At 63.7% G+C, this 25,332-nt stretch carries 19 protein-coding genes; 7 read left to right on the top strand and 12 right to left on the bottom strand.

Going from position 1 to position 25,332, the window contains the following annotated elements; genetic code table 11:
• Window positions 1-69: 69 nt before the first annotated feature.
• A complete protein-coding gene (locus IVB05_RS15080) occupies window positions 70-1,038 on the top strand; it encodes an SMP-30/gluconolactonase/LRE family protein (protein WP_247785134.1) in 969 nt (322 codons plus the stop codon).
• A gap of 32 nt (window positions 1,039-1,070) precedes the next feature.
• Here the strand turns inward: IVB05_RS15080 and bla are convergent, their stop codons facing one another.
• From bla to IVB05_RS15065, 3 genes are all read right to left on the bottom strand, one after another.
• Window positions 1,071-1,961: a subclass B3 metallo-beta-lactamase gene (bla, locus tag IVB05_RS15075; RefSeq protein ID WP_247785133.1), complete on the bottom strand. Its 891-nt coding sequence runs from the start codon at window positions 1,959-1,961 to the stop codon at window positions 1,071-1,073.
• A 148-nt stretch (window positions 1,962-2,109) separates the two neighbouring features.
• Complete coding sequence (locus IVB05_RS15070) at window positions 2,110-3,540, bottom strand: aldehyde dehydrogenase family protein (protein WP_247785132.1); 1,431 nt, start codon at window positions 3,538-3,540, stop codon at window positions 2,110-2,112.
• A 313-nt stretch (window positions 3,541-3,853) separates the two neighbouring features.
• On the bottom strand, window positions 3,854-6,220 hold the full coding sequence (locus tag IVB05_RS15065; protein ID WP_247785131.1) for a transketolase: 2,367 nt from the start codon (window positions 6,218-6,220) through the stop codon (window positions 3,854-3,856).
• A 137-nt stretch (window positions 6,221-6,357) separates the two neighbouring features.
• Between IVB05_RS15065 and IVB05_RS15060 the strand changes: the two genes are divergently transcribed.
• The gene (locus tag IVB05_RS15060; RefSeq protein ID WP_247785130.1) at window positions 6,358-6,819 is read left to right on the top strand and encodes an Lrp/AsnC family transcriptional regulator; all 462 of its coding nucleotides are present in this window, start codon (window positions 6,358-6,360) and stop codon (window positions 6,817-6,819) included.
• An 812-nt stretch (window positions 6,820-7,631) separates the two neighbouring features.
• Window positions 7,632-8,516, top strand: a complete 885-nt coding sequence (locus IVB05_RS15055) for a LysR family transcriptional regulator (protein WP_247785129.1) — start codon at window positions 7,632-7,634, stop codon at window positions 8,514-8,516.
• 22 nt (window positions 8,517-8,538) lie between these two features.
• Here the strand turns inward: IVB05_RS15055 and IVB05_RS15050 are convergent, their stop codons facing one another.
• Window positions 8,539-9,978 (bottom strand): FAD-binding protein, encoded by a 1,440-nt coding sequence (locus IVB05_RS15050; protein ID WP_247785128.1) that lies wholly within the window; start codon window positions 9,976-9,978, stop codon window positions 8,539-8,541.
• A 303-nt stretch (window positions 9,979-10,281) separates the two neighbouring features.
• Between IVB05_RS15050 and IVB05_RS15045 the strand changes: the two genes are divergently transcribed.
• On the top strand, window positions 10,282-11,433 hold the full coding sequence (locus IVB05_RS15045) for a DJ-1/PfpI family protein (RefSeq protein ID WP_247785127.1): 1,152 nt from the start codon (window positions 10,282-10,284) through the stop codon (window positions 11,431-11,433).
• 105 nt (window positions 11,434-11,538) lie between these two features.
• On the opposite strand, the gene IVB05_RS15040 is transcribed toward IVB05_RS15045, so the two are convergent.
• From IVB05_RS15040 to IVB05_RS15020, 5 genes are all read right to left on the bottom strand, one after another.
• A complete protein-coding gene (locus IVB05_RS15040) occupies window positions 11,539-12,621 on the bottom strand; it encodes a zinc-binding dehydrogenase (RefSeq protein WP_247785126.1) in 1,083 nt (360 codons plus the stop codon).
• Window positions 12,622-12,664: 43 nt separating this feature from the next.
• Window positions 12,665-15,403, bottom strand: coding sequence for an autotransporter domain-containing protein (locus IVB05_RS15035; RefSeq protein ID WP_247785125.1), 2,739 nt, complete (start codon window positions 15,401-15,403; stop codon window positions 12,665-12,667).
• A 254-nt stretch (window positions 15,404-15,657) separates the two neighbouring features.
• Entirely contained in the window at window positions 15,658-16,647 is a 990-nt protein-coding gene (locus IVB05_RS15030) for a DMT family transporter (protein WP_247785124.1), read from the bottom strand.
• A gap of 141 nt (window positions 16,648-16,788) precedes the next feature.
• Complete coding sequence (locus IVB05_RS15025) at window positions 16,789-17,631, bottom strand: aldo/keto reductase (protein WP_247785123.1); 843 nt, start codon at window positions 17,629-17,631, stop codon at window positions 16,789-16,791.
• Window positions 17,632-17,638: 7 nt separating this feature from the next.
• A complete protein-coding gene (locus IVB05_RS15020) occupies window positions 17,639-18,265 on the bottom strand; it encodes a LysR family transcriptional regulator (RefSeq protein ID WP_247785122.1) in 627 nt (208 codons plus the stop codon).
• A gap of 69 nt (window positions 18,266-18,334) precedes the next feature.
• Between IVB05_RS15020 and IVB05_RS15015 the strand changes: the two genes are divergently transcribed.
• From IVB05_RS15015 to IVB05_RS15005, 3 genes are read left to right on the top strand one after another with little or no spacing between them, the layout of a single operon-like run.
• Complete coding sequence (locus IVB05_RS15015) at window positions 18,335-19,261, top strand: VOC family protein (protein ID WP_346771857.1); 927 nt, start codon at window positions 18,335-18,337, stop codon at window positions 19,259-19,261.
• A complete protein-coding gene (locus IVB05_RS15010; RefSeq protein ID WP_247785120.1) occupies window positions 19,221-19,649 on the top strand; it encodes a RidA family protein in 429 nt (142 codons plus the stop codon). The genes IVB05_RS15015 and IVB05_RS15010 overlap by 41 nt, the downstream gene beginning before the upstream one ends.
• Window positions 19,650-19,675: 26 nt before the next feature.
• Window positions 19,676-20,371, top strand: a complete 696-nt coding sequence (locus IVB05_RS15005) for an L-2-amino-thiazoline-4-carboxylic acid hydrolase (protein ID WP_247785119.1) — start codon at window positions 19,676-19,678, stop codon at window positions 20,369-20,371.
• A 25-nt stretch (window positions 20,372-20,396) separates the two neighbouring features.
• Here the strand turns inward: IVB05_RS15005 and IVB05_RS15000 are convergent, their stop codons facing one another.
• The 3 genes from IVB05_RS15000 to IVB05_RS14990 all read right to left on the bottom strand — a co-directional run bounded on the left by IVB05_RS15000 (window position 20,397) and on the right by IVB05_RS14990 (window position 25,325).
• On the bottom strand, window positions 20,397-21,275 hold the full coding sequence (locus IVB05_RS15000) for a hypothetical protein (protein ID WP_247785118.1): 879 nt from the start codon (window positions 21,273-21,275) through the stop codon (window positions 20,397-20,399).
• Between the two features lie 116 nt (window positions 21,276-21,391).
• Entirely contained in the window at window positions 21,392-24,094 is a 2,703-nt protein-coding gene (locus IVB05_RS14995) for a nitrate reductase (RefSeq protein ID WP_247785117.1), read from the bottom strand.
• Between the two features lie 13 nt (window positions 24,095-24,107).
• The gene (locus tag IVB05_RS14990; protein ID WP_247785116.1) at window positions 24,108-25,325 is read right to left on the bottom strand and encodes an FAD-dependent oxidoreductase; all 1,218 of its coding nucleotides are present in this window, start codon (window positions 25,323-25,325) and stop codon (window positions 24,108-24,110) included.
• Between the last annotated feature and the right edge of the window lie 7 nt (window positions 25,326-25,332).

Raw genomic sequence — 25,332 nt, 5'->3', positions numbered from 1 at the left:
ATTTGCGGTCATTAGCCGGGAATGATAGCAAACTCAAACGCTCAGGGAACGCAACAACGAGAACAGCAAATGTCCGATGCAGCATCGCATTCAGCCGGCTGGCGCCCGGCGACGTATTACCCCGATCCGGCCATTCAAGCCCTCGATCCGCGCTTTGAAAAATATTGGCTCAAGCTGTCGGCGGTGGAACGGCTGACCACCGGGTTGCGCTGGGCCGAAGGCCCGGTGTGGTTCGGCGACGGGCGGTATCTCCTGTGCAGCGACATTCCGAACCAGCGCATCCTCAAATGGGAAGGGGAGACCGGCGCGGTCAGCATCTTCCGCAAGCCGTCGAATTTCGCCAACGGCAACACCCGCGACCGTCAGGGACGGCTGGTCACCTGCGAACACGGCGGCCGCCGCATCACCCGCACCGAATATGACGGATCGATCACGGTGCTGATGGACTCCTTCGATGGCAAGCGGCTGAACTCACCGAACGACGTTGTCGTGAAGTCCGACGGTTCGATCTGGTTCACCGATCCGGTGTTCGGCCTGCTCGGCAATTACGAGGGCTACAAGGCCGAGCCCGAGATCGACATGAACGTCTACCGGATCGATGGTGCGACCGGCAAGGCGACCATTGTCGCCGAAGGCATTCTCGGGCCCAACGGGTTGTGCTTCGCGCCGGATGAGAAGATTCTCTACATCATCGAATCCCGCGGCGTGCCGAACCGCAAGATCCTCGCCTACGACGTCGCGGCCAGCGGCGACAAGCTCTCCAACAAGCGTGTCCTCGTCGACGCCGGCCCCGGCACGCCGGACGGCATGCGCTGCGACATCGATGGCAATCTGTGGTGCGGATGGGGCATGGGCGATCCCGAACTCGACGGCGTCGTGGTGTTCGCCCCCGATGGCGTGATGATCGGCCGTATCGCGCTACCCGAGCGCTGCGCCAACCTCTGCTTCGGCGGCCTGAAGCGCAACCGCCTGTTCATGGCCGCAAGCCAGTCGATCTACGCGCTCTATGTGAATACGCAAGGCGCGCCGGGCGGATAGGTCAGCGCCTGCCAGCGCCTGCCAGCGCCACTTCACCCCTTCTTCTCCTGCGCGGCGGCGGTCTGCTTGACGAGCGCGTCTTCGAACGCCTTCTCAAGCGTCGCGGCATAGGCGTTGAACTCACCGGGATTGACGAACGGATTGGGCGCACCATCCGAGAGCATGGCGCGCTTGTCCTGCATCCTGTACATTTCCGGGTGCGGCGCGAGCAGCACATCCACCTTCATGTCCCTAGCCCGCGCGAACGTCTTCCGGTAATCGGTAACGATGCCGGAATAGGTCGGGTTGGTCACAAGCCGGTTCAGCGCCACGGTGCCGCTGCAGAAGATGAGCACTGAGCGCGTTGCATCGCCATCCTTCACGGAGAATTCCCAACTCGTGCAGCCCGGCGAATGACCGGGCGTTTCGCGGGCGGTCAGCGTGACATCACCCACAGTGACCTTATCGCCCTCGCGCACCGTGCGATCGACCTTCACCGGCGGAAACGCGAGCGCGGTGTCTTCCTTCGCGCCCGGATAATAGCCGCCTTCGAGCAGCGGCTTGTCGGCTTCGCCGGCAACGAGTTGGCCACCGCTGGCCTGCTTCAATTCGGCAAGGCCGCCGGTGTGATCGATGTGCGCGTGGGTGTTGAGGAGATATTTGATATCGGTGACCTTGAAGCCCAGTTTCTCGATGTTCGCCTTGATCTGCGAGGTTGCCTCCGGCATCACCGTGTCAACCAGGATATGGCCCTGCGGCGACGTGATCAGGTAGGACGCCAGGCCGTCGGTTCCGACATAATAGACGTTGCCGATCATCTTGAACGGCTCGGTTGGCGTGTTCCACTTTGCCTTGAGGGTCTCAAGCAGATCCTTGACGGTCTGGGCCTGCACTGTCCCTGCAAGCGGCAGCAGCGCGACGAGCGCAACGACGATTTTCTTCATGGGCGTCCTCTATCTTTTCTTGTTGCATCGTCGCCGCGTCGGCTTCGGCATCGATGAGTCTTAGCCTGACGATGATTCTGGTCAAAAAAATGCCGGCCGCTTTTCGGCGGCCGGCATCTTTCACGATCGGCGCGAGCGCCGCATCAATTTACGCCGCGTTGTAGCCGGCGACCGCCTTCACCTCGAGATATTCCTCGAGGCCGTATTTGCCCCACTCGCGGCCGTTGCCGGACTGCTTGTAGCCGCCGAACGGCGCGGTGCGATCGTTCGGCACGCCCTGCAGGTTGATGTTGCCGGCGCGGATCTGTTTGGCTACGCGACGCGCGCTTTCAACGGTGTCGCCGCTGACGTAACCGGCCAGACCATAGGGCGTGTCGTTGGCGATCTTCACCGCATCGGCTTCATCCTTGGCGCCGAGGATGGTCAGCACCGGTCCGAAGATTTCCTCGCGGGCGATCGTCATGTCGTTGGTGACGTCGGCGAAGATGGTCGGGCGGACATAGAAGCCCTTGTTGACGCCTTCCGGCAGGCCGGGACCACCGGTGACCAAGGTTGCACCTTCATCGATGCCCTTCTTGATCAGCGCCTGGATCTTGTCCCACTGGATGCGCGACACGACCGGACCGATGGTGGTGCCTTCGGCGCGGGGATCGCCCGCCTTGGTCTTGTCGGCGACGCCCTTGGCGATCGCGGCCACTTCCTTCATCTTCGACAACGGCACGATCATACGCGACGGCGCGTTGCACGACTGGCCGGAGTTGTTGAACATGTGCATCACGCCACCGGTGACGGCCTTGGTGAGGTCGGCGCCTTCGAGGATGACGTTCGGCGACTTGCCGCCCAGTTCCTGGCTGACGCGCTTCACGGTCGGGGCCGCGCGCTTGGCGACGTCGACGCCGGCGCGGGTCGAGCCGGTGAACGAGATCATGTCGATGTCGGGATGCTCGGCCATCGCGGCGCCGACTTCAGGGCCGAGGCCGTTGACGAGGTTGAACACGCCCTTCGGCACGCCCGCTTCATGCAGGATTTCAGCGAAGATCAACGCCGAGGTCGGCGTGAATTCCGAGGGCTTGAGGATCATGGTGCAGCCGGCGGCGAGCGCGGGTGCGACCTTGCAGGCGATCTGGTTGAGCGGCCAGTTCCAGGGCGTGATCATGCCGATGACGCCGACCGGCTCACGCACCACGACGGCAGTGCCGACGTTTTCCTCGAAATGATAGTTCTTGAGCACTTCCAGCGTGGAAGCGATGTGGCCAAGGCCAGCGCCGGCCTGCAGGCGTTCGGCCATCGGCAGCGGCGCGCCCATCTCGTCGGAGACGGCGGCGCCGATCTCCTTCATGCGGCCCTTGTAGACCTCGATGATCTTTTCCAGCAGCGCGATGCGCTCTTCGCGGCTGGTCTGCGAGTAGGTCACGAAGGCGCGCTTGGCGGCGGCAACGGCCTTGTCGAGGTCGGCCTTCGAGCCGAGCGCAACTTCGTACATCGCTTCTTCGGTCGCCGGATTGACGACGGGGGTGGATTTCTTGACGGCGGGATCGACCCAGGCGCCATCGATGTAGAATTGCATGCGATTGACCATCGGAAACCTCTTTATCTCGGAGCAATGGAGGGGGAACGGGTAGCGTTCGGCAGCATCCTTGCACGAAAGCCAGGGCAGTTGAACCCGCCATATGCGGGGTGCCGCGATGCGGCAGGCGCTGGATATAAGGGCGGGGGCGTGGGTGTGGCAAGGTGCCTCCCTCACGGGACCGAACACGAACGCAGGGGCCCATACGCTGCGGCCTATCTGGGGGCACGCGGGCAGACTTCCTTTAACAACTACTCCCTGTGGTTATGGGTCCCTGCGTTCGCAGGGACGACACATACTGTTACACCTCCCTTTACCGCTACACCTACACCGCCGTCTTCCGGTGCCGCACCGGCGCCCCGACGGTCAGGCTTTCCGCGGCATCGATGATGGCGTTGGCGTCGATGCCATAGTGGCGGTAGAGGTCGCCGATTGTACCGGTCTGGCCGAACTGCTCGACGCCGAGCGCCTCGAGGCGGTGGCCGCGCACGCTGCCGAGCCAGCCCAGCGCCGCCGGATGGCCGTCGATCACGGTCACGATGCCGCAGTCGCGCGGCAACGGCGCCAGCAGCTTTTCGACATGGCTGAGATACTGGATGCCACGGCGGTCGCGCCGCAAATTCCGCGCGGCGGACCATCCACCATGCAGCCGGTCGGCCGAGGTTACCGCCAGTAAACCGACATCGCGGTGGCTTTCTCCGATGAAGCCCACCGCCTCGATCGCCTCCGGTGCGACCGCGCCGGTATAAGCGATCACGATGTCGCAATTCGGCCCCGGCTCGCGCAGCCAGTAGGCGCCCTCGGTGATGCCGCTTTGCAGGTCCGGCGCCATGATGCGCTGCGGCTGGTCGAGCGTTCGGGTCGAAAGCCGCAAATAGACCGAACCGCCCTCGCCGCCTTCGCGCTGCATGTGGCGAAAACCCCATCCCATGATCACGGCGAGTTCATCGACGAAGGCCGGCTCGAACGAGGCCAGGCCGTCCTGCGCCATGCCGATCAAAGGCGTCGCGATCGATTGATGCGCGCCGCCTTCCGGCGCCAGCGTGATGCCCGACGGCGTCGCCACCACCATGAAACGCGCATCCTGGTAGCAGGCATAGTTCAGCGCATCGAGGCCGCGCTCGATGAAGGGATCGTACAGCGTGCCAACCGGAAGCAGCCGTTCGCCATTGATCGCATGTGACAGCCCGAGCGCCGAGAGCATGATGAACAGGTTCATCTCGGCAATGCCGAGTTCCAGATGCTGACCCTTGGGCGAATAATCCCAGTTGAAGGTCGAGGGGATTTTCTCCTGCCGGAACAGATCGTGGTTCTCGGCCTTGGCAAACAAGCCGCGGCGGTTGACCCAGGCGCCGAGATTGGTTGATACGGTGACATCGGGCGACGCGGTGACGATCCGCGCGGCCAGTTCGCTGTCGCCGCGCGCGAGTTCGTTCAGCACCAGCCCAAATCCCTGTTGGGTAGACATCTGCGCCGCGGGCTTGAAGGCGAGCTGTTGCGGAACGTCGATCACGGGCGCGGTGAGACGGCGGCGGCCATCCTGATTGAACGGCGCTGCCGCCAAAAATGCTTCGAGCTCGGCCGGCGCCAGGGACAGGCCTTCGAACTTGTCCCATTCATGGCCGGGTCGGATATTCTGCGCGGTACGCCACTTCTCCATCTGCGCAACCGTCATCAGGCCCGCGTGGTTGTCCTTGTGGCCCTGCATCGGCAGGCCGACACCCTTGATGGTGTAGGCGATGAAGCAGACCGGGCGATCATGATCGATCGCCTCGAAGGCCTCGATCATGCTGGCCATGTCGTGGCCGCCGAGATTGGACATCAGCGCCAGCAGTTCGTCGTCGCTGCGCCGCTCGATCAGTTGCGACACCTGTCCCTGATCGCCGATGTCGTCCTGCAAATGCTTGCGGAAGGCAGCGCCACCCTGGAAGCACAGCGCCGCATACATCTGGTTCGGGCAATTATCGATCCAGCGCTTCAGCGCCTCGCCGCCGGGCTCGGCGAACGCCGCCTGCATCAGGCGGCCGTATTTCACGATCACGACCTCCCAGCCGAAATTGCGGAACATGGATTCGAACTTCGCCCACAGTCCTTCGCGCACGACGGCATCGAGGCTCTGGCGGTTGTAATCCACCACCCACCAGGTGTTGCGCAGCCCGTGCTTCCAGCCCTCCAGCAGCGCCTCGAAGATGTTGCCCTCGTCCATCTCGGCATCGCCGACGAGCGCGATCATCCGCCCCTCGGGCCGGTCCTTCATCCAGCCATGCGCGGTGACGTAGTCCTGCACCAGCGAGGAGAACAGGGTTTGCGCGACGCCGAGACCGACCGAGCCCGTGGAGAAATCGACGTCGTCGGCATCCTTGGTGCGCGAGGGATAGGACTGCGCGCCCTTGTAGCCGCGGAAATTCTCAAGCTTCTCGCGGGCCTGGTGCCCGAACAGATACTGGATAGCGTGAAACACCGGGCTCGCATGCGGCTTCACCGCGACGCGGTCCTGCGGACGGAGCACTGAGAAGTACAGCGCCGACATGATGTTGGCGAGCGAGGCCGATGACGCCTGATGGCCGCCGACCTTCAGCCCGTCGGCATTGGGCCTGATATGGTTGGCGTGATGGATCGTCCACGACGACAGCCAGAGAACCTTGGCCGCCAGCGCGGACAGCAATTCAAGGCGTGCGGGTTCGATGGGCATGGCCATGCTCCGGACAGGGTCAGTATGCGCCGATTTTAACGGGCGTGCCGGTACCAAATTTCTCAAATCCTCGCGACATACCGTCCAATATTGGGATAAAATACCACGATTACCATCCAAACCATGAGTTCATCCCAATGCCGGCTCTCGACGCCATCGACCGCAAGATCCTCGCCCTGCTGCAGGCCGACAGCCGCATGACCATGCAGGAACTCTCCGACAAGGTCGGGCTCTCGGTGTCGCCCTGCCATCGCCGTGTGAAGCTGCTGGAAGAGCGCGGCGTCATCACGCGCTACATCGCGACCGTCGACCAGAAATCGTTGGGGCTCCATGTCAGCGTCTTCATCTCGATCAAGCTGGCGCGGCAGAAGGAGGAGGATCTGAATCGTTTCGCGAAAGCGATTTCGAAATGGGACGAGGTGCTGGAATGCTATCTGATGACAGGCAACCGCGACTATCTCTTGCGCGTCGTCGCCGCTGACCTTTCCTCCTACGAAGCGTTCCTGAAGAACAAGCTGACGCGGCTCGACGGCATCGCCTCGATCGAGTCGAGCTTTGCGCTGAGCCAGGTGAAGTACTCGATCGCGCTGCCGGTGTGAATTGCCGTCGTCCCTGCGAAAGCAGGGACCCATACTCCGCGGCCGTTGTTGCTGGAAAAGACAAGACAACTACGACCTCACAAAACAACTTCGGCCGGTGGTTATGGGTCCCTGCTTTCGCAGGGACGACGAAATGATTTCGGATTCGATTCAGGTAGGTGACGCACCTTCGCGATCTCGCGACGCATTGCGCCCGAGGTTTGCATCTTCGTTTGCCCTCTTCGAAAACAGAGGGCGCAGGGAAGACCGGGTGCTTGCTGCACCCGCGGTCTCGCGTGCGATCTGCGCTAAAGAAAATGCACACGAGCATACAGGGCAGCGGGAACACTCCGGCCTTCCCTGCGCAATGGCTTTACGGCTTACTTCGTGCTCTTCCCGGAGAACGGCTTTATTGCCTCCGTCGCCACGAGAGAAGTTTCGCCTCTCCCGGACTTAGCGCCAGCACCGCGGCGCCCGAACCACACGACTTCGCCGTACACTTCCGGCGCGTACGTCTATCGCGCCCTCAGCGTCCACCGCATCTCACAGCGCGTTCGTGACGTTCGCGAGCGCCCCTCATCCGCCGTGAGACAAGCGGAGTTATGCGACTGATTTGCGTGAGAACGAAAGCAGAATGTTTTTGCGCGAGGGGCTGGACAGGTTTTGAGTGATTTGCCCGTCGTGCCATCATGTCGCAGGCTGCTATGTGAAGTTGCGCTTGCGCGCGCAGCAAATCAGTTCGCACCAAGGCTCGCGCGCCTTGTAATTGCGCAACGTACGACACACCTTGCCGAAGGGCGGTATATCAGAAGCGGTATATCGAATTGGAACGGTTGGACGATCTCGAAGCTTTTCTGGCTGTCATCGAGAAGGGCAGCCAGGCGGCGGCCTCGCGTCACCTTCGGCGCCCGTTGCAGTCGCTCAACCGATCGCTGATGGCGCTGGAGCGCGCCCTCGGCGTCGAACTCGTCAAACGCACCACGCGGCGATCGGAACCGACCGAAGCCGGGCGTGTGTTCTATGAGCGCATCAAGCCGGCGGTTGCGGAGATCATCGAAGCGCGGGCCGAGGCAGCCAATCTACGCGGCGAAACTTCCGGGTCGTTGAAAGTCGGGGCGCCGATTCTGTTTGCCTCATCCTACGTGGCGCCGATTGCGAGCCGCTTTTTAAAGCTCTATCCCAACGTGGAGATCGAACTTCGGGCTTCCGACGAACAGGTGGATCTCGTGGCGGACGGCCTCGACATTGCTGTGCGGATCGGCGACTCCACCGATGAGACCTTGATTGCTCGGCGGTTGCATACGCTGCGCGTCGTCGTCGTTGGCGCGCCATCCTATTTCGCCGAACATGGCCGGCCGAAACATCCAGACGATCTCGAACAGCGTGCCTGCATCCTGCGGGCCGGCACTGATGTGATCGACAAATGGCCGTTTCGCATCGACGGCCGCGTCCAGTCGGTCAAGGTGCACGGCCGCCTCCGTTCGAACAGCGCCGCTTCAATCCGCGCTGCCGCGAGCGAAGGCACAGGCCTTGCCCGGCTGCCGCTATGGCAGGTCGGCGATCTCGTCGCACAGGGCGCGCTTGCGATCGTGCTGCCGGAATTTGAAACCGAGGGAATGCCGATCCAGCTCGTCTGGCCGCCGACACGGGCGCCGCTGGAACGCGTCCGGCGGTTCGTGGATTTTCTGGCGAGCAGCCTGAAGACCGATCTGCTTTAGCACCTCGCAAAACACTGGCGCATCAGAACACGTTGTAGCCGGGCGCCAGCAGATGGCCGGGATCATGGCGCTGCTTGGCCTCCCGAAGCTGCGGCCAGCCTGAGCCGAAGTGAATCTCCCAGTCGAAAGGCGACATGGCGAAGGCGCCGACCGGATACTGAACGCCGCCGGCTTCTCGAATGCGATCGTACAGCGTGCGATTTTCCGCGACCATCCGCTCCGCCGCCGCCGCATCGTTCGATGCCGGGATGCGAATGAGATTGAAGACAAAGACCATGTCTTCCTCCGGCAGGCGAACCAGCGGCGTGCGAAACGCTTTTTTGAGCAGAGGATAGAAGGTTATCCGCCCGAACGGGCCGACAGCATCGCCCCTCAGTCCGGCCAGTATGGCGCTGGCGAGCCGTTCGGCGTTGCTGCCGCGCAGGAACGTCAAGAGCCAGGGCTGCGGGTTGGACCACTGGCCTTTCGACCGCAGCAGACTTTCGAACTTTCCGAACGCCAGGGCATCCTCGCGATAGGTCAGGTCGGCGATGACCGCAGCGCCGCGCTCATCCGACAATCCGGAAAGCACGGCCTTGTCGTCGGGTGCCGAACCGCTCGCGTGATATACTGCACCGTCGAGCTGATACCGCCAACCGCCGCTTCCATCGGGAAGAACAGCGCCTTGCAACTGGTCGAAGCGCCCTTCCCTCAGCACGCGCCGCTGGTCCGCCGTCAGTGACGGCAAATCGCGGTAGAAGAGCTGAAAGCGCCTGACACGCTCGGGCGCGCGCACCAGGCGCAGCGTCGCCCGCGTGACGATGCCGCATTGGCCGAGGCCGGCGCGGACGGCGTTAAAGAGATCCGGATTCTCAGTCGCCGAGCAACTCAGCTCATGCCCCTCGCCCGTCACTACGTCCAGCGCGATGACGTTGTCGGTTTGCATGCCATGGCGGGATGACGCGGCTCCAATGCCGCCCACCGCGACCGTTCCGCCGACCGAGAGGCCGAGATAGTTGGTCAACACCGGCGGTGTAAGTCCCTGCGCCAATGTCGCCTCAAACAGATCTCTCCACGACGCTCCGGCGTCGACCACGACACAATCCGGCTTGACATCGTGGATCGAGCCCATTGCGCCCATATCGACCACGATGCCGTTCTCGACCAGGGCGCGGCCATAGATCGAATGACCCAGCCCGCGTGCCGCCACCTTGACGCCCTCGCCCTTGGCCCAGCGCAACAGGCTCGCAATGTCGGCACCCGATGCGGGCCTGAGTACGCCGCGCGGTTGCCTGTGAATGAGACGGCCAAAATCATGGGCCGTTGCGGCACGAGCGTCCGCATCAAGGCTGACATTGCCAGGAAGCGGCGGGCTTTCGAGTGAGACCGCTGGCGCCGATGTCGCGAGCCCACTCGCGCGCGAAGCGAGCGCGGCGGTGACGCCGAGGCCTGCGCTCAAAAACATACGTCTGTCCGATGGCATGAAGCCCTCCTTGTCCAGAGGCCGTGATGCTTGCCTGCAAAGCTGCGGCGTCGCCCGGCATCAGACAATGGCCGCCGCACCGGATGGACATTCCCGCAAACCGGGAGGATCCGGCCTGCATCGATTGCTGTTGATGGTGTGTGAGCGTGAACAGGGCTGGCGTGGCGGAACCAGCCGCCGCGGTTCCATGACGCGTAGCCGTTTTCGATGGCCGTTTTCGCCGGATTTACGTCATTTCAGACAGATCATCGCGGCAGTAGAACGGGAGTCGATTGAAATGAGTGAGACGCGAGCCAGCAAACCATGAATTCGCGACGCGTATTGTGGAGCGCGATAGGCGCAGTCGCACTTCTCGCCGCGATCGGCGGAGCCTGGATTTTCTCGCTGCCTCCGGCGCCTTCAGTCGCTGCTCCACCCGCGATCGCGCAGGACGAGCGCGATGCGACGGTCGCGGCGCTGAAGCCGCCGAAGCGGCAGCGCCCGCTGATCGCCATCATCGGCATTAACAATGCGACCGAAACCACCGACTACCTGATGCCCTACGGCATCCTCACGCGCGCCGATGTCGCCGATGTCGTGACGCTGGCGACGGCGCCCGGCCCCATGACGCTGTTTCCGACGCTCAAGGTCGAGCCGCAGACGACCATCGCCGAGTTCGACGCGCAACATCCCGATGGCGCCGACTATGTCATCGTCCCCGCCATGAGCCGCGACGACGATCCGGCGGCGCTGCAATGGATCAGGAGCCAGTCGGCCAAGAAGGCGATCATCATCGGCGTCTGCGCCGGCGCCAAGGTGGTCGGCGACGCCGGACTGCTGCATGGCAAGCGGGCGACCACGCACTGGTATTCCGTCAAGGAGATGCGCGGCAAGCATCCCACGATGCGCTACGTCGAGAACCGGCGGCTGGTGGTCGATGACGGCGTTGCGACGACCACCGGCATCACGGCGTCGATGCCGATGTCGCTGACGCTGATCGAGGCGATCGCCGGACGCGACAAGGCCAAGACGGTTGGCCGGGATCTCGGCCTGGCCGATTGGGACGCGCGCCACGAGAGCGATGAGTTCAAGTTCACGCGGCCGTTTGCGCTGACGGCGATCGGCAATACGGCGGCGTTCTGGGCGCACGAGCGGCTCGGCATCGAGCTCAAGGAAGGCGTCGACGAGGTGTCGCTGGCGCTGGTCACTGATGCGTGGTCGCGGACCTATCGGTCACAGGCGGTGACGTTCGCGCGCACCCCCGGCGCCCAGCAAAGCCGCAACGGCATTCGTATCCTGCCCGATGAGGTCGCGACGAATTGGCCCGCGGAACGTCTGCTGCCGTCTGTTGAGAACAGGAAACCAGCGGAAGCGCTGGACAACGCGCTGAAGGGAATTACGGCCCGCTATGGGACGCGCACGACCGACTTCGTCGCGATGCAGCTTGAATATCCAAGGCATCGGGCGGCGCAGTGACGGTCCGTAGGGTGGGCAAAGCGAAGCGTGCCCACCATTACAACGAGAATGCGGATAGATGGTGGGCACGGCGCTCACGCGCCTTTGCCCACCCTACGCTGCTGTTCACCGCCACGGCTCGACGATGATCTTGGTGTGCGCTTCCGGATTGGCGAGATCGGCGAACGCTTTTGCGACGCCGTCGATGCCGACGCTGGCGGTCACCATCGAGGCCGCATCGACCTGCCCTTCCGCGATCAGGCGCAAGGAATACGCGAATTCCTCCGGCGTGTAGCCCAGCACGTACTGAACGTTGAGCTCTTTCAAGATGCCGAGCATCGGTTCGGAGCGGTCGGTTTCCATGCAGACGCCGACCACGACGATGCGGGCATCGCGCGGCGCGCCCTCGAACACCTGCTGGATCAGGCCGGGTACGCCGACGCATTCGAAAATCAGCGCAGGCTTCAGCGCCGGCAGCAGCGCCTGCAGCGGCGGGCGCGCGGCTTTTTCCTCCGGCGACATCTGGGCGTGCTCGGCCCACGTCGCATAAGGTTGCGTACGCGCTGGGTCGACGACCACATCGGCGCCGAGCTTTTCGGCGAGCGCGCGGCGCGCCGGCGAATAGTCGGCGGCAACGATCGGGTGCAATCCCCTGATCTTCAGCGCCGCGACGACGGCGAGCCCGACCGGCCCGCAGCCGATCACCAGCGGCACCTCGCCGCCTTTGATATTGGCTTTTGCTACCGCGTGCACACCGACCGCCAGCGGCTCGGTCAGCGCGGCGTGCTCGGCCGCGAGGCCGTTCGGAACTTCCAGCAGCAAGGCTTCGCTGAGCAGCATGCGCTCGGCATAGGCGCCGACATTGTCGTTGGAATAACCGATGCCCTGCGGGCCTTCGGCAGTCAAAAGCGCCGGCAGCGAACAGACTTTGGTGCCGGGCTTCAACTTCTGCGTCGTGCCCGGACCATAGTCGAGCACCTCGCAGCAGAATTCATGGCCGAACACGACGTCGCGCGAAAGGTCCATCGGCTTGCGGCCGGGAAAATGTTTTGCCAGTTCCACCATACGGTGCGCGTGCTTGCGCGCGTGCAGGTCGGAACCGCAGATGCCGCAAGCCAGCGACTTCACCAGCACCATGCCGGGCCCCGGTTTGGGCTCAGGCATCTCGTCGACGACAATTTCCCCGTTGCGGAAAATGGCAGCGCGCACGAAAGATCCTCCCGGTGATTTTTCATCACCTTAGCACGGAGGTTCACCACGCATAGCGCACAATACCCTTGCCAGCGTAGGAATTGGTAACGCTGGAGAACTGGCCTTCGAAGATAGCGGCGGCTGACCAGCCGTTTAGCCATTTCATCTCGGCCGCGCCTGTCACCAGCGACGAGTCGTGCGCCTGCGCCGCGCCGTTGACGACGAAGGCCGCGCCCGGCAGCGTCTGGAACAAGGCCGTGACGTTGCGGTCGGTGTTGAAATCATGCGCCCAGGCGGCGCGGCCGCGTAGCGTCAGGATGCCGCTCGACACGGCAAAGGATTTGTCGGTGCGCACGCCGAGTTCGGTGCGCGAGGCCGTGACGTCCTTGGCGGCATAGTTCAGCGCAAAGGTGCCGGCGCCCGCCAGCACTTGCTCGGCATAGGCCGGCAGGCTGTAAGTGGTAAATTGCCCGGCGGCATAGGGCGTGATGCCCATCCACGGCGTCAGATAACGGTAGCCGCCCTCGATGCGGCCGGAATACGCATTGGCATTGAACTGGGCGCGCAGGCGCTCGAAGCCAGCAACCGTGACCGTGCGCTCGGTCGTCACATCCTGCCAGCCATAAGCCGCCGCGGCGGTGATGTAAGCCGCGCCGATGTTGTGGCGAACGAAGGCGCCGGCCTGGAACAGGTCCGAACGCCCCGAGCCGAAGCCCGAGACGCTGAAATTGGTGCCGCCGCCGGCGAGTGCAAATCCGGCCAGCGTATCGCGCGAGAGACGATAGTCGGCGCCAACAGCAAAACCGAACGCGCGCGCGGTCGCGTCGTTCGATCCGAGCGCGGCATTGCCTGAGGTGTTGCTGCCGCCGCCGAAGGCTGCGCCCCAGACGCTCCAGCGCTGATCGAACAGGTCGTTGCGCGCGATATCGGCTTTGGTCGGGAATTTGGCAAAGGCGTCGCGGGTCACGCGGGGCTTCTTCGCGGCATAGCCAAGCGCGCTCTCCTCGGCGAACGGGATCGCACCGGCATTGCCGCCGAAGCCGCCATTGCGGCCCGCCACGAACGGATCTGACATGAGCGACAGGAACAGGTTCATGGCGTCAAAGGTCGCCTGCTGCGATCCCGTAGCCAGTTCGCCGGAGACCTGCGTCAGGCCGGCCGGCGAGAGCGAGGCGAAGCCGACCGGAAGGCCGCCGGTGGTGCTGAAGAAATTGGTCAGCGTGTTGGCGACATTCTGCTGGTTGACATTGAGGCCGCCGCCGTAATTCAGCGCGAAGTTCAGGTAAACGTTGTTGGTGTCGTAGCTGAGAGTCGGGACCAAGCTGCTAGCAAGACCCGTGGTGTCGACGCCGGTGAAGCTGCCGGTCACGCCGGTTCCGGCCGTTAGTATGGTGTATTGCTTCTGCACGTTGGTGCCCGGCGCCACCGACGCGCCGACACGGCCGTTCAGCGCGGCAACGCCCGCCACGCTGACGTAAGACGACGACGTGGAATTGAGCTGCACCAGATACAGGGCACCGGACTGGAATGCGAGACTGCCGGAGATCGTCAGAGATGAACCTGCCGCGCCATTGCCGGGCTGCAAGACACCGCCGCTGTTGATCCAGGTATCGCTAACAATGCCGGTGCCGGCGAGTGTGCCTCCGGCATTGACCATCACCTGGCTGATGACGCCGTTGACCGTGAGCGTGCCGCCAAGAACGTTCCAGTTCAGGTTGTTACCGAAACCGATGACCATCCAGTTAGAGCTGTCGACCTTGTTGAAAGTCGAGAATCCGTCAAACTGACTAGCCAAACCGATATTGCTGAGATTGAAGGTGTCTTTGCCCGTGCCGCCAAGCTGAAACGTGTCGATGCCGGTGCCGAGCACGAAGCCGTTGATGACGCTGCCGGGGCCGAGAGTCAGCACATTGGCCACGCCGCAGCCGCAGAATTGGATCGCCGCGAAACCGGTCGCGGCGTTGATCGTGCCCGAATTGAAGACGCTGCCGGTGCCGCTGAGAAGAATGCCAGTTGCGTTCGCGCCGATGTTGATCGTTCCGGTGTTGATAATGGAATTGCTGCCGCCAAAACTGCTGACGTCGATGCCGACGGCGAAGCCGGCTCCGACGGTGATGGTGCCGCTGTTGGTGATGGTGTTGGAATCGCCGACCACGACGATGCCGAAGGCATCGTCGCCGAGAAGGATGCGGCCGCTGTTGTTGACCGTTCCGGACGAGCCGTTAAAGGCGACGCCGGCGCTTCCGATGCCGCCATTGATGGTGCCGGAATGGGTGATCAGGGCGCGGTCGCCCTGCGTGGAGATTCCGGCCGTGATGTCGCCAACGTTGATCACGCCGCTGCTTGTTATCTTTGCGTCGTTGCCAAACACGTCGATGCCAGCACCAAAATCGCCCACCGTGATGGTGCCGATGTTGCTGATCGTCCCGCGCTCTCCATTCAGGGAGATGCCCACGGAATTATTGCCAACGGTGATGATTCCGCTCGCGAGATTGTTGATGGTGTGGTCGTCACTCAATGCGAAGACGCCGTTGTTGAATGCCACTGCCGTCAACGTGCCGCTATTGGCAATCGTGCTGCCGAAATCCAAGACGCTGATCGCAGCGCCGCCGCCGCCGTCGCCAACGGTCGCCCCGGGTAGCACGTTGATGGTCAAATTACTGACGCCGCCGCCGGCCTGAAAGCCGCCCGGGGTGTTGCCGCTGCAGGTGACGGTCTGGCCACTCGATGCCGGATCGGGCGCACACGCTGCATTCGCCGGGGTAGTCGACAAGCATAGACCAACGACAAACGCCGACATGGCGACTGCGCACGCAGCCGCATCCCGGCGGCGTCGGCCCTGCGCCGACGATGGCAACTGAAAATGCAACGCCCGAACCCCATTCCCCGGCGCTCTGCGGCGCCATCGGGACTTACTAGCATGGGTTCCGCCGTAGAATTACGGATGCGGGTTGAATCCGTCAGATTTGCGCCACAACCGAGCGTTTTGCGGCGCCGCTGTGGCACTCGCGCCACGTTTTGGGCGGCCTGGCTATGACTGCCTGGCCGGCAGGATCAGGCGTTCGGCGACGGCTCGCCCGAGACAGCCAGAAGCTGCGAACGGCGGACCCGCTCGCGATGGGCGGTGTAGAGTCCGCTAGCGACGATGAAGGCGGCGCCGGTGATGGTGTAGGCGTCCGGGACTTCGCCGAAGACCAGGAAGCCGAGCACGCTGACCCACAGCAATTGCGTGTAGGAGAACGGCGCCAGCACGGACGCATCCGCATAGCGGAACGCCAGCACCACGATCCACTGCCCCGCGGTCGAGGCGACGCCGATCAGGATGCCGAAGGCAATGTCGTGCCAGGTCGGCGTCACCCAGACGAACGGCACCAGCGCGGAGAGAATGAAGAGGCCCGCGATCGACGAATAGGTCATGGTGGTGATGGCGCGCTCGGTGCCGCTCATCATTCGCGTCATGATCAGCGTGCAGGCCCAGGCCAGCGCCGAGACCAGCGGAAAGAACGCCGCGGGGTGAAACGCGCCGGTGCCCGGGCGCAGGATGATGAGCACGCCGATCAGGCCCACTGCCGTGGCGATCCAGCGGCGCAGGCCGACTTTCTCACTGAGGAAAATAATCGACAGCGCCGTGACGAACAGCGGCGCGACGAAGCCGGTGGCGGAAGCTTCGGCAATCGGGAGGAACCGCAGGCCGGAGATGAAGAACAGCGACGAACCGAGTAGCGCCGCGCCGCGCATCAGATGCAGGCCGAGCCGGTTGGTCTGCAGCGCATAGAGCGGCGAACCCGGCATCATCGCCGGCGTCATGATCAGCGCGAACACCAGGAAGCGGATCCAGGCGATCTCGATCGAGGGCAGCGTCGCCGAGAGATACTTTGCCGTCACGTCGGAGGTGCCGAGAAAGATCGTCGAGGCCAGCACCAGCGCGATGCCCTTGAACGGCCGGTCGGCGCGCGCGGGCGCAGCGGGAGCGGCGGACTTCTTCTCGGGCAAAGGTATTGGAGCGCTGTCCAGCCTCGCGGCTGCGGCGGGGGGCGGTGTCACGGCAATCTCGAAAGGCAGTAATGATCGACTCGGGCGAGGCTTTAAAAAACACCAGATGGCCCGCCGCGACTAGGTCCGAAAACAGGATGCGGATATGCGCTGAGGGAGCAATTGCAACACTTTGTTAAGGACGGTGTTCCGTCAGAGCATCGGCAGGCCGCGCGGCTTGGGTCCGCGCGGAAAGGCCCTGTCGAGTGCGACGATCTCGGCGTCGCTCAGTTTCAGATTGCCGGCGGCGGCGTTCTCCGCCGCATGCTCCGCGCTCGACGCCTTTGGAATCGCAAGCACCGAAGCTGCCCGCGTGAGAAACGCCAGTGCGACCTGGCGCGCGGTTGCCTTGTGCGCGTCGGCGATGGCCTGCAGCACCTCGCCGCCCTTGCTGCGTGCGGACGGAAAATCATCATGACCGAACGGCGAATAGGCGACGACGGCGACACCGTGTTGCTCGCACCACGGGATCACCGCGTGCTCGATCGCGCGCTCCTGCAGATGGTAGAGCACCTGGTTGCAGGCGATCTTCCCCTCGCCTGCGACATCCAGCAGTTCGTCGAGATCGTCGCTATCGAAATTGCTGACGCCCCAGGAACGGATCTTTCCGGCATCCACCAGTTCGTCGAACGCCGCCACCGTCTCCTCGAATGGATAGGAGCCGCGCCAGTGCAGGAGATAGCAATCGAGATGATCGGTCTTCAGCCGCTTCAGCGAGCGCTCGCAGGCGGTGATGGTGCCGCGCCGCGAGGCGTTGCTCGGCAGCACCTTTGAGACCAGGAAGAGCTTTTCACGCGGCAGCCCCGCCATCGCATCCGCGATCACGAGCTCGGCGTCGCCATACATCTCGGCGGTGTCGATGTGGGTCATGCCGGTTTCGATGCCCCGGCACAGCGCTGCCACCGCCGTCTTGCGGTCGCCGCGGTCGAGATACCAGGTGCCCTGCCCGATCACGGAAACATCGGGGCCGCCCGTGCCGAATTTTTTCTGTTTCAAGATCACCTCAACTTCTGACGATGCCGACCAAACGACGACGATGCAGCGCGAGCGCGTTGTCCGCCGGCAGACCGCGCAGCCAATCGCGAAAGCTAGCGATCTCGGGACAATCCGCCGTGCCGGCCGGCGCAATCAGCCAATCGCCGACGCCGGCCCCCTCCGTCACGCGGTCGCAGCGGTAGCCCGGATGGTGGCCGAGCCCGCGGGCGATCAGCACATCGACCTTGCCCTCGATCAATTCATGCAAGCCGGCGGGCTGCAGCACCCGCAAGCCGATTTCCGCGTGGTTTGCGCGAAACTGCTCCAGCTCCAGACGGCGCAGATCGAAGCTGCCGTGCACGCCGAGCTGCAGCAGCACCGCACCCACCGGCTTCAATTGCACGGTCGCATCGGCAATGCGACGAAAGCCGTCGGATATTTCCGGCAGATAAGCCTGGCCGGCCGCGGTCAGGATGAGTTGCTTATGCAGCCGCTCGAACAGGCGCACGCCCAGACGCGCTTCCAGCGCCTTCACCTGCTGCCCCACGGCGGCCGGCGTCACATGCAGCTCATGCGCGGCCAGCTTGAAGCTGAGATGCCGGGCTGCTGCTTCGAACGCGCGGAGCGCATTGAGCGGTGGAAGGATGTAGGTCATTACCGCCCAGTTTGTCACTGATAGGCGCCGGCCTTGCAATAGATTTTCTTGCGCTGGACCGCAGCAACAATGCTTTGCGCCGCCGTGACGCCGCCGGTTACGGTCGGCCCGCAATCCGGAGATCCCATGCCCCGCCGAATCCATCATCTCGTCATTTGTGTCCATGATCTGGCGCAGGCTGCGCTGGATTGGCAAACGCTCGGTTTTAACCTCACGCCGACCGGCGTGCATCCGTTCGGAACCAGCAACCGCTTGGCGATGTTCGGGAACAATTTTCTGGAGCTGCTGGCCGTCACCGATGCTGCGGCGGTGCCGCCGGCCGCGCCTGATAGATTCAGCTTCGCCGCCCACAACCGGGATTTTCTTGCCGCCACTGAGGGAATGTCGATGCTGGCCTTGCACAGCGCCGATGCCCATGCCGATGCGGCGCGCTTCAAGGCCCATCACATCGGCGCCTATGCGCCGTTTGATTTTGGCCGTGACGCGGTGCTTCCCGGCGGAGGCACGGCGCGCGTCGAGTTCTCACTGGCCTTCGCCACCGATCCCGCCATGCCCGGGATCGCCTTCTTCACCTGCCAGGAGCGTCACCCGCCGGAGCTGTTCTGGAAGCCCGACTATCAGCGTCACCCCAACGGCGCCTTGCGCGTGATCGAGGTGGTGATGTCGGCGCCGGAGCCGGCGGAGTACCGCGGTTTCCTCGAGCACTTAACGGAAAGCACCGCCGAGCTTGCGCCCGGGCGGCTGACGGTCGGCGAGCGCGGCGACCGGACCAGCGTGCTCGGCCCGGCCGAGATAGCGCGCCGACTGCCGGGCTTAGCCGGCGAAGCTTCGCCGCGCTTTTGCGCCGCGCGTCTGGCGGTCGTCGATCTGGATGCGACCAAGCGGGCATTGAAAAACAACGGCGTCGACTTCGAGGTTACCGGCGCCGTGCTGCTCGTTCCGCCCGCGGCGTCGCATGGTCTGGCGCTGGAATTCATCCAACAGGAGACAATCTGACATGGCTCAAATTACCCGTCATAATCCCGCAAGCGTCCACGCGCCTTCCAGCGGCTACAGCATGGGGCTGGAACTTGGCCAGCATCGCAGGCTGCTGTTCGTCAGCGGCCAGGTGCCGGAACAGCCTGACGGCAGCGTGCCCGAAGGGTTCGAGGCGCAATGCGAGCAAGCCTGGCGCAACGTCATCGCGGTGCTCGCCGCCGCCGACCTCGGCGTCGAACATCTGGTCAAGATCAATACGTTCCTGACCGACCGAAGCCAGGTCATGGCCAACCGCGCCGTTCGCCGCAAGATGCTCGGGGGAAACGAACCCGCGTCCACGGTGATGATCGCTGAAACCGTCGACGGAAAATGGTTGCTTGAAATCGAGGCGATCGCCGCGGAATAGGCTGATTGCGCCGGAGAGGATGCCCTATGGCTGAAATTCATCCCTTCTACGAGACGCATCGCAGTGCAATGGAGGCCGTCATGCGCCAACGCCTCGACCTTGCCGAAGCGACGCTGCGCGAGCAGACGCAGCTACCCAACATTGACGGGATCAGACAGGAGGTGATGGACGAATTCGAAATCGTGCTCATCCAGATGCCTTATGTCGGTGGCGCGGCAAGTCGCATGAGCGATTTCTTCATGCGTTTAATGGGCTTTATGGCCATCGGCCGGGTGCTCCGGCGACACGGAGTGCCGCTGCCCGTGATCGGCAATATCGAGCGAGAAACCTACAAGGCGCAATTGCTCACCGTGCCCGAGGCCGAACGGCTCGCCTCGGGGCGTCAGTTCATGTCGCCAGAGAACCAGACCTTGCTGCGCGAGCAGGCTGCAAAAAGCCATCAGGAAGAATATGCGGAAGATTTCGTCTACGATTTCGTCGCGCCGGCCTCGGGCGACAACTTTGAATTCGGCATCGACTACAAGGCTTGCGGCTTCTGCAAATTCGCGGCTGGCCACGGAGATAAAGAAATCCTGCCGCACATTTGCGGGCTTGATTTCGAAGCCTATGCAACGCGCGGCATCCGCCTGGAAAGGACACAAACGTTGGCTGGTGGCGCGAGCCACTGCAATTTTCGATTCTCGCGGCTCCCGTCGGAGCAGGACGAAGCGGGCGCACCATAGAGACTGTCCTCGGCGTCGATGGTGGCTAGGCGCGGGGTACCACTGTTGCCCCCTTTGCCTTGAGCGCCGCGAGAATACCCGATGCACCGGTGAGAACACCGAGAGGAAACAGAATGAAGCGTTGCTCATCGGCCTGCTTCGTCATCAAATCGAACGCACGTTCAAATGCAAGGTTTCGCAGCCGGTCGCTCTGGTGAAACTGCGACGACGAGATAACACCGTGGCGCTTCATGTCGAATGTGAACCGCTCGATCTCCTGCGCTCTGCGCTGGCGATAAAGCTGCTCCAGATAACCTCCAATCGGGCCGAAGCGGTCGCGAAGGTCGAGGAGATAAGAGATGCCCTCATCACCGATGCCGCCATTCAACGTCGCCAGGTCCGGCGGCTGCCAGGCTGATTGTACATCCGGTTCCGACAACAGTTGATCGATCGGCTTCTGCTTCGCCCGGGCGTGATCGACGATGGTGCCGCCAGCTGTGATGTCGGCATTGTGGCGCCCTTCTCCCGCAAGTAATATCATCGCTTCGATACCGGAGAGTTTGTCGGCGAGGGAAGCCACCGCCGAGGCCGCCAGCAGTTTTCGGAGTCGCTCGGCGGTTCGAGGTGCGACGACCTGCAGAATCGGCTTGATCCGGTCGCGGTCGAGATCGACGGTCGGAAATTTGATGTTCCCCGGCATGTCGAGAACAACGCGTTGACAGCCGTCAACCAACGAGATTCCGTCGTTGATGATCTCCGGCGTGACCGCCGCCGCAACTCGATCGTAGCCAAATAGCACCGCGCTCTGGCGACCGGGCGGGCTCACCGTCCAGTACAAGGCAATCTGGTCATCCGACGCGCGCACCTGACGCGAGACCAACAAGCATCCCGTAGCGATTAACAGACCTCTGCGACCGATGATCATGGCGATCTCCGGAATTAGGCAACCTGTTGTCGCAACGCCTGACGATTTTTCGCGTTCCCTCAAATCAAATGTGACAGCTCGAAGACGAGGTTCCAACTGCGAATCGGCTGAAGCGATTATTGAGCTGTGGCGAGTTGGCGCGGCTCGGGTGCGGTGGCCGCCTGCGCGATCAGCCGCTTCATTTCCGGAATGCAGGAACCGCAATTGGTGCCCGCCTTCAGTTTCGCGCCGATATCGGCGGCGGAACGCGCACCGGCGGCGATGGCGTTGCAGATGGTGTTGCGGCCGACACCGAAGCAGGCGCAGACGATCGGGCCGGCATTCGCAAGGCCATCCATCGATTTGCCTGACAGCAGCATGCGGCGCTGGTCGTTGCCGAGCGTATCGGCGGCAAACAACCCCTTCACCACATTCCAGTCGCCGGCGTCGCGCGCGGGCCCGATGAACAGGCAGGCCTCGATGCGGTCGCCGCTAAAGCACGCCGCGCGATAGACGCCGCCACCGAAATCCTTGTATTCGGCAAGATCGTCCGTCGCGAATGATTTCAGCCAGGATTGCCAGCCCGCCAGATCGGCGTTGTCGGCGAACAGATAGCCGTAGCCGCCATTGACGGCGACGCGGGCGCTCCAGGCGTGCTCCGGCAAAGCCAGCGGCTTGCGCGACAGCGCGAAGCCACGGAATACATGTTCGTAAGGCGTGATCGATACCGGCGTCGCCTTGTTCTCGGGCTGGCCGGAGAACGGATCGGTGATGGGAGCCACCAGCGAACCGACGCGCGCGCCGGTCGCGTTGGCCTCGCTCCAGTGGATCGGCGCGAACAGCATGCCCCGCTGCTGGCGTTCGCTGACGACAACCCGAAGCGTGCACTGCCCGTGGTCGGTCGTGACCCGCGCGAAGTCGCCGTGGGCCACGCCGTAACGCGCGGCGTCGTCGGGATGGACCTCGACGAACGGCTCCGGCAAATGCTGGCCGAGCCGCGGGCTCATTCCCGTGCGGGTCATGGTGTGCCACTGGTCGCGGATGCGGCCGGTGTTCAGCCGCAGCGGCCGCGCCGCCGTGGTCTCGGATCGCAGTGCCGGTATTTCCGGCGCAATGAAACGGGCCTTGAAATCGCTGGCGAAGAATCCGCCTTCGGCGAAGAAGCGCGCCTGCGGCTCCGCACCCTGCCGCACCGGCCATTGCACCGGCGCCATCGCGTCGAAATCGCTGTCCGACAGCGAGGTCAGCGCCCCGATATCGAAATCGCGCGCGCCCTCGTTCTCGAAGGCCGAGAGTGCTGCATGTTCTCGAAAAATATCCGCCGCCGAGGTGAAGCCGAAGGCCGCGCCGAAGCCGAGGCGCCTGGCAACCTCGCTCATGATCCACCAATCGGGCTTGGCCTCGCCGGGTGAGGAAAGAAACACCCGCTGCCGCGAGATGCGCCGTTCCGAATTGGTCACGGTGCCCGATTTCTCGCCCCACGCCTGCGCCGGAAGCAGCACATGCGCGCCGGCGTCCACCGTGTCGTTGGAAATCACGTTCTCGGAAACGACGAACAGTTCGAGCTTCTTCAACGCGTCGCGAACGCCATCGGCATTCGGCAGCGACACCGCCGGATTGGTGCCCATCACCCACAACGCCTTGATCTCGCCGCGCGCGATGGCCTCGAACATCTGGACCGCCTTCAGGCCCTCATGGGTGGCGATGCGCGGCGCCTTCCAGAACCGGCGTACGCGATCGATGTCGGGCGGCGTAAAGCCCATATGGGCGGCGAGCTGGTTGGCGAGCCCGCCGACTTCGCGCCCGCCCATCGCATTGGGCTGCCCGGTCAGCGAAAACGGCGACGCGCCCGGCAGGCCGATCCGCCCCGTCGCGAGGTGGCAGTTGAGGATGGCGTTGACCTTGTCGGTGCCCTGGGCCGACTGGTTGACGCCCTGCGAGTAGAGCGTCACCACGCGCGGCGTATTGGCAAACATCTGGAAGAACGCCGCGACGTCCTGCTCGGCGAGGCCGGTCGACAGCGCGGTGGCCCCGACGCTGCCCGCGATGTTGCGCGCGCGGGCGATGGCGTCATCGAAGCCCGTGGTATGGAGTGCCATGTAGTCGCGGTCGAGCGCACCGTTATCGGCAAGATGCACCAGCAACCCGCTGAACAGCGCCGTATCGGTGCCCGGCTTCAACCCCAGAAACAAATCGTCGTCGCCGACGGTATCGGTCCGGCGCGGATCGATCACGATCATCCGCGCGCCGCGCTTCTGCTTGTTGGCGAGCATGCGCTGGTACAGCACCGGATGGCACCAGGCCGCGTTGGCGCCGACCAGCACCAGAAGATCCGCCTCGTCGAGATCTTCATAGCAGCCCGGCACCGTGTCGGCGCCGAAGGCGCGGCGGTGGCCCGCAACCGAAGAGGCCATGCAGAGCCGCGAATTGGTATCGACATTGGCGCTGCCGATGAAACCCTTCATCAGCTTGTTGGCGACGTAATAGTCCTCCGTCAGCAATTGGCCGGAGAGATAGAATGCGACCGCGCCCGGGCCGTCACGCGCGATGATGTGCTGGAAGCGGTGCGCGACATGGTCGAGCGCGTCGCTCCACGCCACCCGCTCCATGGTCCCCTTGCCGCAGCGGATCATCGGATAGAGCAGCCGGTCGGTCAGGCCGAGCGTCTCGCCGAGCGCCGATCCCTTCGAGCACAGCCGGCCGAAATTGGCGGGATGCTCGGGATCGCCCGATATCGCGGCCCCGCCCCGCCCATCCGGCGTCGCCAGAATGCCGCAGCCGACGCCGCAATAGGCGCAGGTGGTGCTGATGGCGCGCAGGTCGGGATCGATGGCAGTCATGGTGGCAACCGGATCATGCAGCTTCCGAACGGATGGCGAGCGAGCGGCCGAACATCATGTCGGCGCGAATTCTTTGCGTCGGCTGCCGCGTGCGGATCAGTTCGAGATACCAGAGCGCGTCGCCGACATCGCCGATCAGGACCGCACCGATCAATCGCCCGTCCGCGACCACCAGCTTCTTGTAGGTGCCGTGATTGAGATCGGAGAGCACGATGGTCTCGCTGCCGTCACCGCCGATGAAATCACCAGCGGAGAACACGCTGACGCCCGAGACTTTCAAATTGGTCGCGACGGTGCTGCCGGCATAGGAGGCTTCCCCACCGGCGAGATGCCGCGCCAGCACCCTCGCCTGCTCATAGGCCGGCTCGACCAGCCCGTAGCAGATGCCGCGATGCTCGGCGCATTCGCCGACCGCAAATACGCCGGGCGAGCCGGTCTGCAGGTGGTCGTCGACCACGACGCCGCGGTTGACGGCAATGCCGGCTTGCTTTGCCAGCGCGATATTCGGCCGAATACCTGCTGCAAAAATCACGGCATCGGCGTCGATCCGCCGGCCGTCGACCAGCTCGACGCCTTCGACGCGCGTCACGCCATGGATGCACGCGGTGTTGGCGTTGAGCAGAATTTCGATCCCCTTGCGCTCGACGAGGGATTTCAAGAGTTCGGCCGCGGGCGCGTCCAGCTGGCGCTCCATCAGGCGGTCCATCAGATGCACCAGCGTCACCGGCGCGCCGGCCTTGGCGAGGCCATAAGCCGCTTCGAGGCCCAGCAATCCGCCGCCGACCACCACCACGCGCTTCTTCTGCGCAGCCAGCGTCAGCAACAAATCAACATCCCGGCTATCGCGAAACGTATGCACTCCAGCGAGGTCTGCGCCCGGCACGTTGAGCCGCAGCGGCGACGAGCCCGTGGTCAGCACCAGTTTCGAAAACGGAACGCTCTCGTCATTCTCGATCTTGAGTTCGCGGCGGCCGACATCGATCTCGGTGGCGACACAGCCATATTTCAGGGTGACGCCGCGGTCGCGCCACCAGGACGCCGGTCGCAGCTCGATGTCCTGCGATGTGGTCTCGCCGGCCAGCACCGACGACAACAGCACGCGATTATAGGCGAGCCGCGGTTCGTCGCCGATCACGGCGATGGCGTAGCGGCCCAATGCCACCTTGGCCAATTCGTCGACCAGACGAGCGGCGGCCATGCCGTTGCCGACGATGACAAGCGGTTCGCTCATGACGCAT

This window comes from Bradyrhizobium sp. 170, assembly GCF_023101085.1.
Classification (GTDB): Bacteria; Pseudomonadota; Alphaproteobacteria; order Rhizobiales; family Xanthobacteraceae; genus Bradyrhizobium.
Note: the sequence above shows the minus strand (reverse complement) of the source record. Positions and strands in the feature narration are given on the sequence as shown.

What these genes read in the sequence shown, in the direction of transcription:
- IVB05_RS15060 (WP_247785130.1), top strand. Translation starts at nt 6,358, where the DNA reads ATGCCGGCTCTCGACGCCATCGACCGCAAGATCCTCGCCCTGCTGCAG.
- IVB05_RS15005 (WP_247785119.1), top strand. Translation starts at nt 19,676, where the DNA reads ATGGCTGAAATTCATCCCTTCTACGAGACGCATCGCAGTGCAATGGAG.
- IVB05_RS15035 (WP_247785125.1), bottom strand. Translation starts at nt 15,403, where the DNA reads ATGTCGGCGTTTGTCGTTGGTCTATGCTTGTCGACTACCCCGGCGAAT.
- IVB05_RS14995 (WP_247785117.1), bottom strand. Translation starts at nt 24,094, where the DNA reads ATGACTGCCATCGATCCCGACCTGCGCGCCATCAGCACCACCTGCGCC.
- IVB05_RS15050 (WP_247785128.1), bottom strand. Translation starts at nt 9,978, where the DNA reads ATGCCATCGGACAGACGTATGTTTTTGAGCGCAGGCCTCGGCGTCACC.
- IVB05_RS15065 (WP_247785131.1), bottom strand. Translation starts at nt 6,220, where the DNA reads ATGCCCATCGAACCCGCACGCCTTGAATTGCTGTCCGCGCTGGCGGCC.
- IVB05_RS15080 (WP_247785134.1), top strand. Translation starts at nt 70, where the DNA reads ATGTCCGATGCAGCATCGCATTCAGCCGGCTGGCGCCCGGCGACGTAT.
- IVB05_RS15010 (WP_247785120.1), top strand. Translation starts at nt 19,221, where the DNA reads ATGGTCTGGCGCTGGAATTCATCCAACAGGAGACAATCTGACATGGCT.
- IVB05_RS14990 (WP_247785116.1), bottom strand. Translation starts at nt 25,325, where the DNA reads ATGAGCGAACCGCTTGTCATCGTCGGCAACGGCATGGCCGCCGCTCGT.
- IVB05_RS15020 (WP_247785122.1), bottom strand. Translation starts at nt 18,265, where the DNA reads ATGACCTACATCCTTCCACCGCTCAATGCGCTCCGCGCGTTCGAAGCA.
- IVB05_RS15015 (WP_346771857.1), top strand. Translation starts at nt 18,335, where the DNA reads ATGCTTTGCGCCGCCGTGACGCCGCCGGTTACGGTCGGCCCGCAATCC.
- IVB05_RS15000 (WP_247785118.1), bottom strand. Translation starts at nt 21,275, where the DNA reads ATGATCATCGGTCGCAGAGGTCTGTTAATCGCTACGGGATGCTTGTTG.
- bla (WP_247785133.1), bottom strand. Translation starts at nt 1,961, where the DNA reads ATGAAGAAAATCGTCGTTGCGCTCGTCGCGCTGCTGCCGCTTGCAGGG.
- IVB05_RS15045 (WP_247785127.1), top strand. Translation starts at nt 10,282, where the DNA reads ATGAATTCGCGACGCGTATTGTGGAGCGCGATAGGCGCAGTCGCACTT.
- IVB05_RS15070 (WP_247785132.1), bottom strand. Translation starts at nt 3,540, where the DNA reads ATGGTCAATCGCATGCAATTCTACATCGATGGCGCCTGGGTCGATCCC.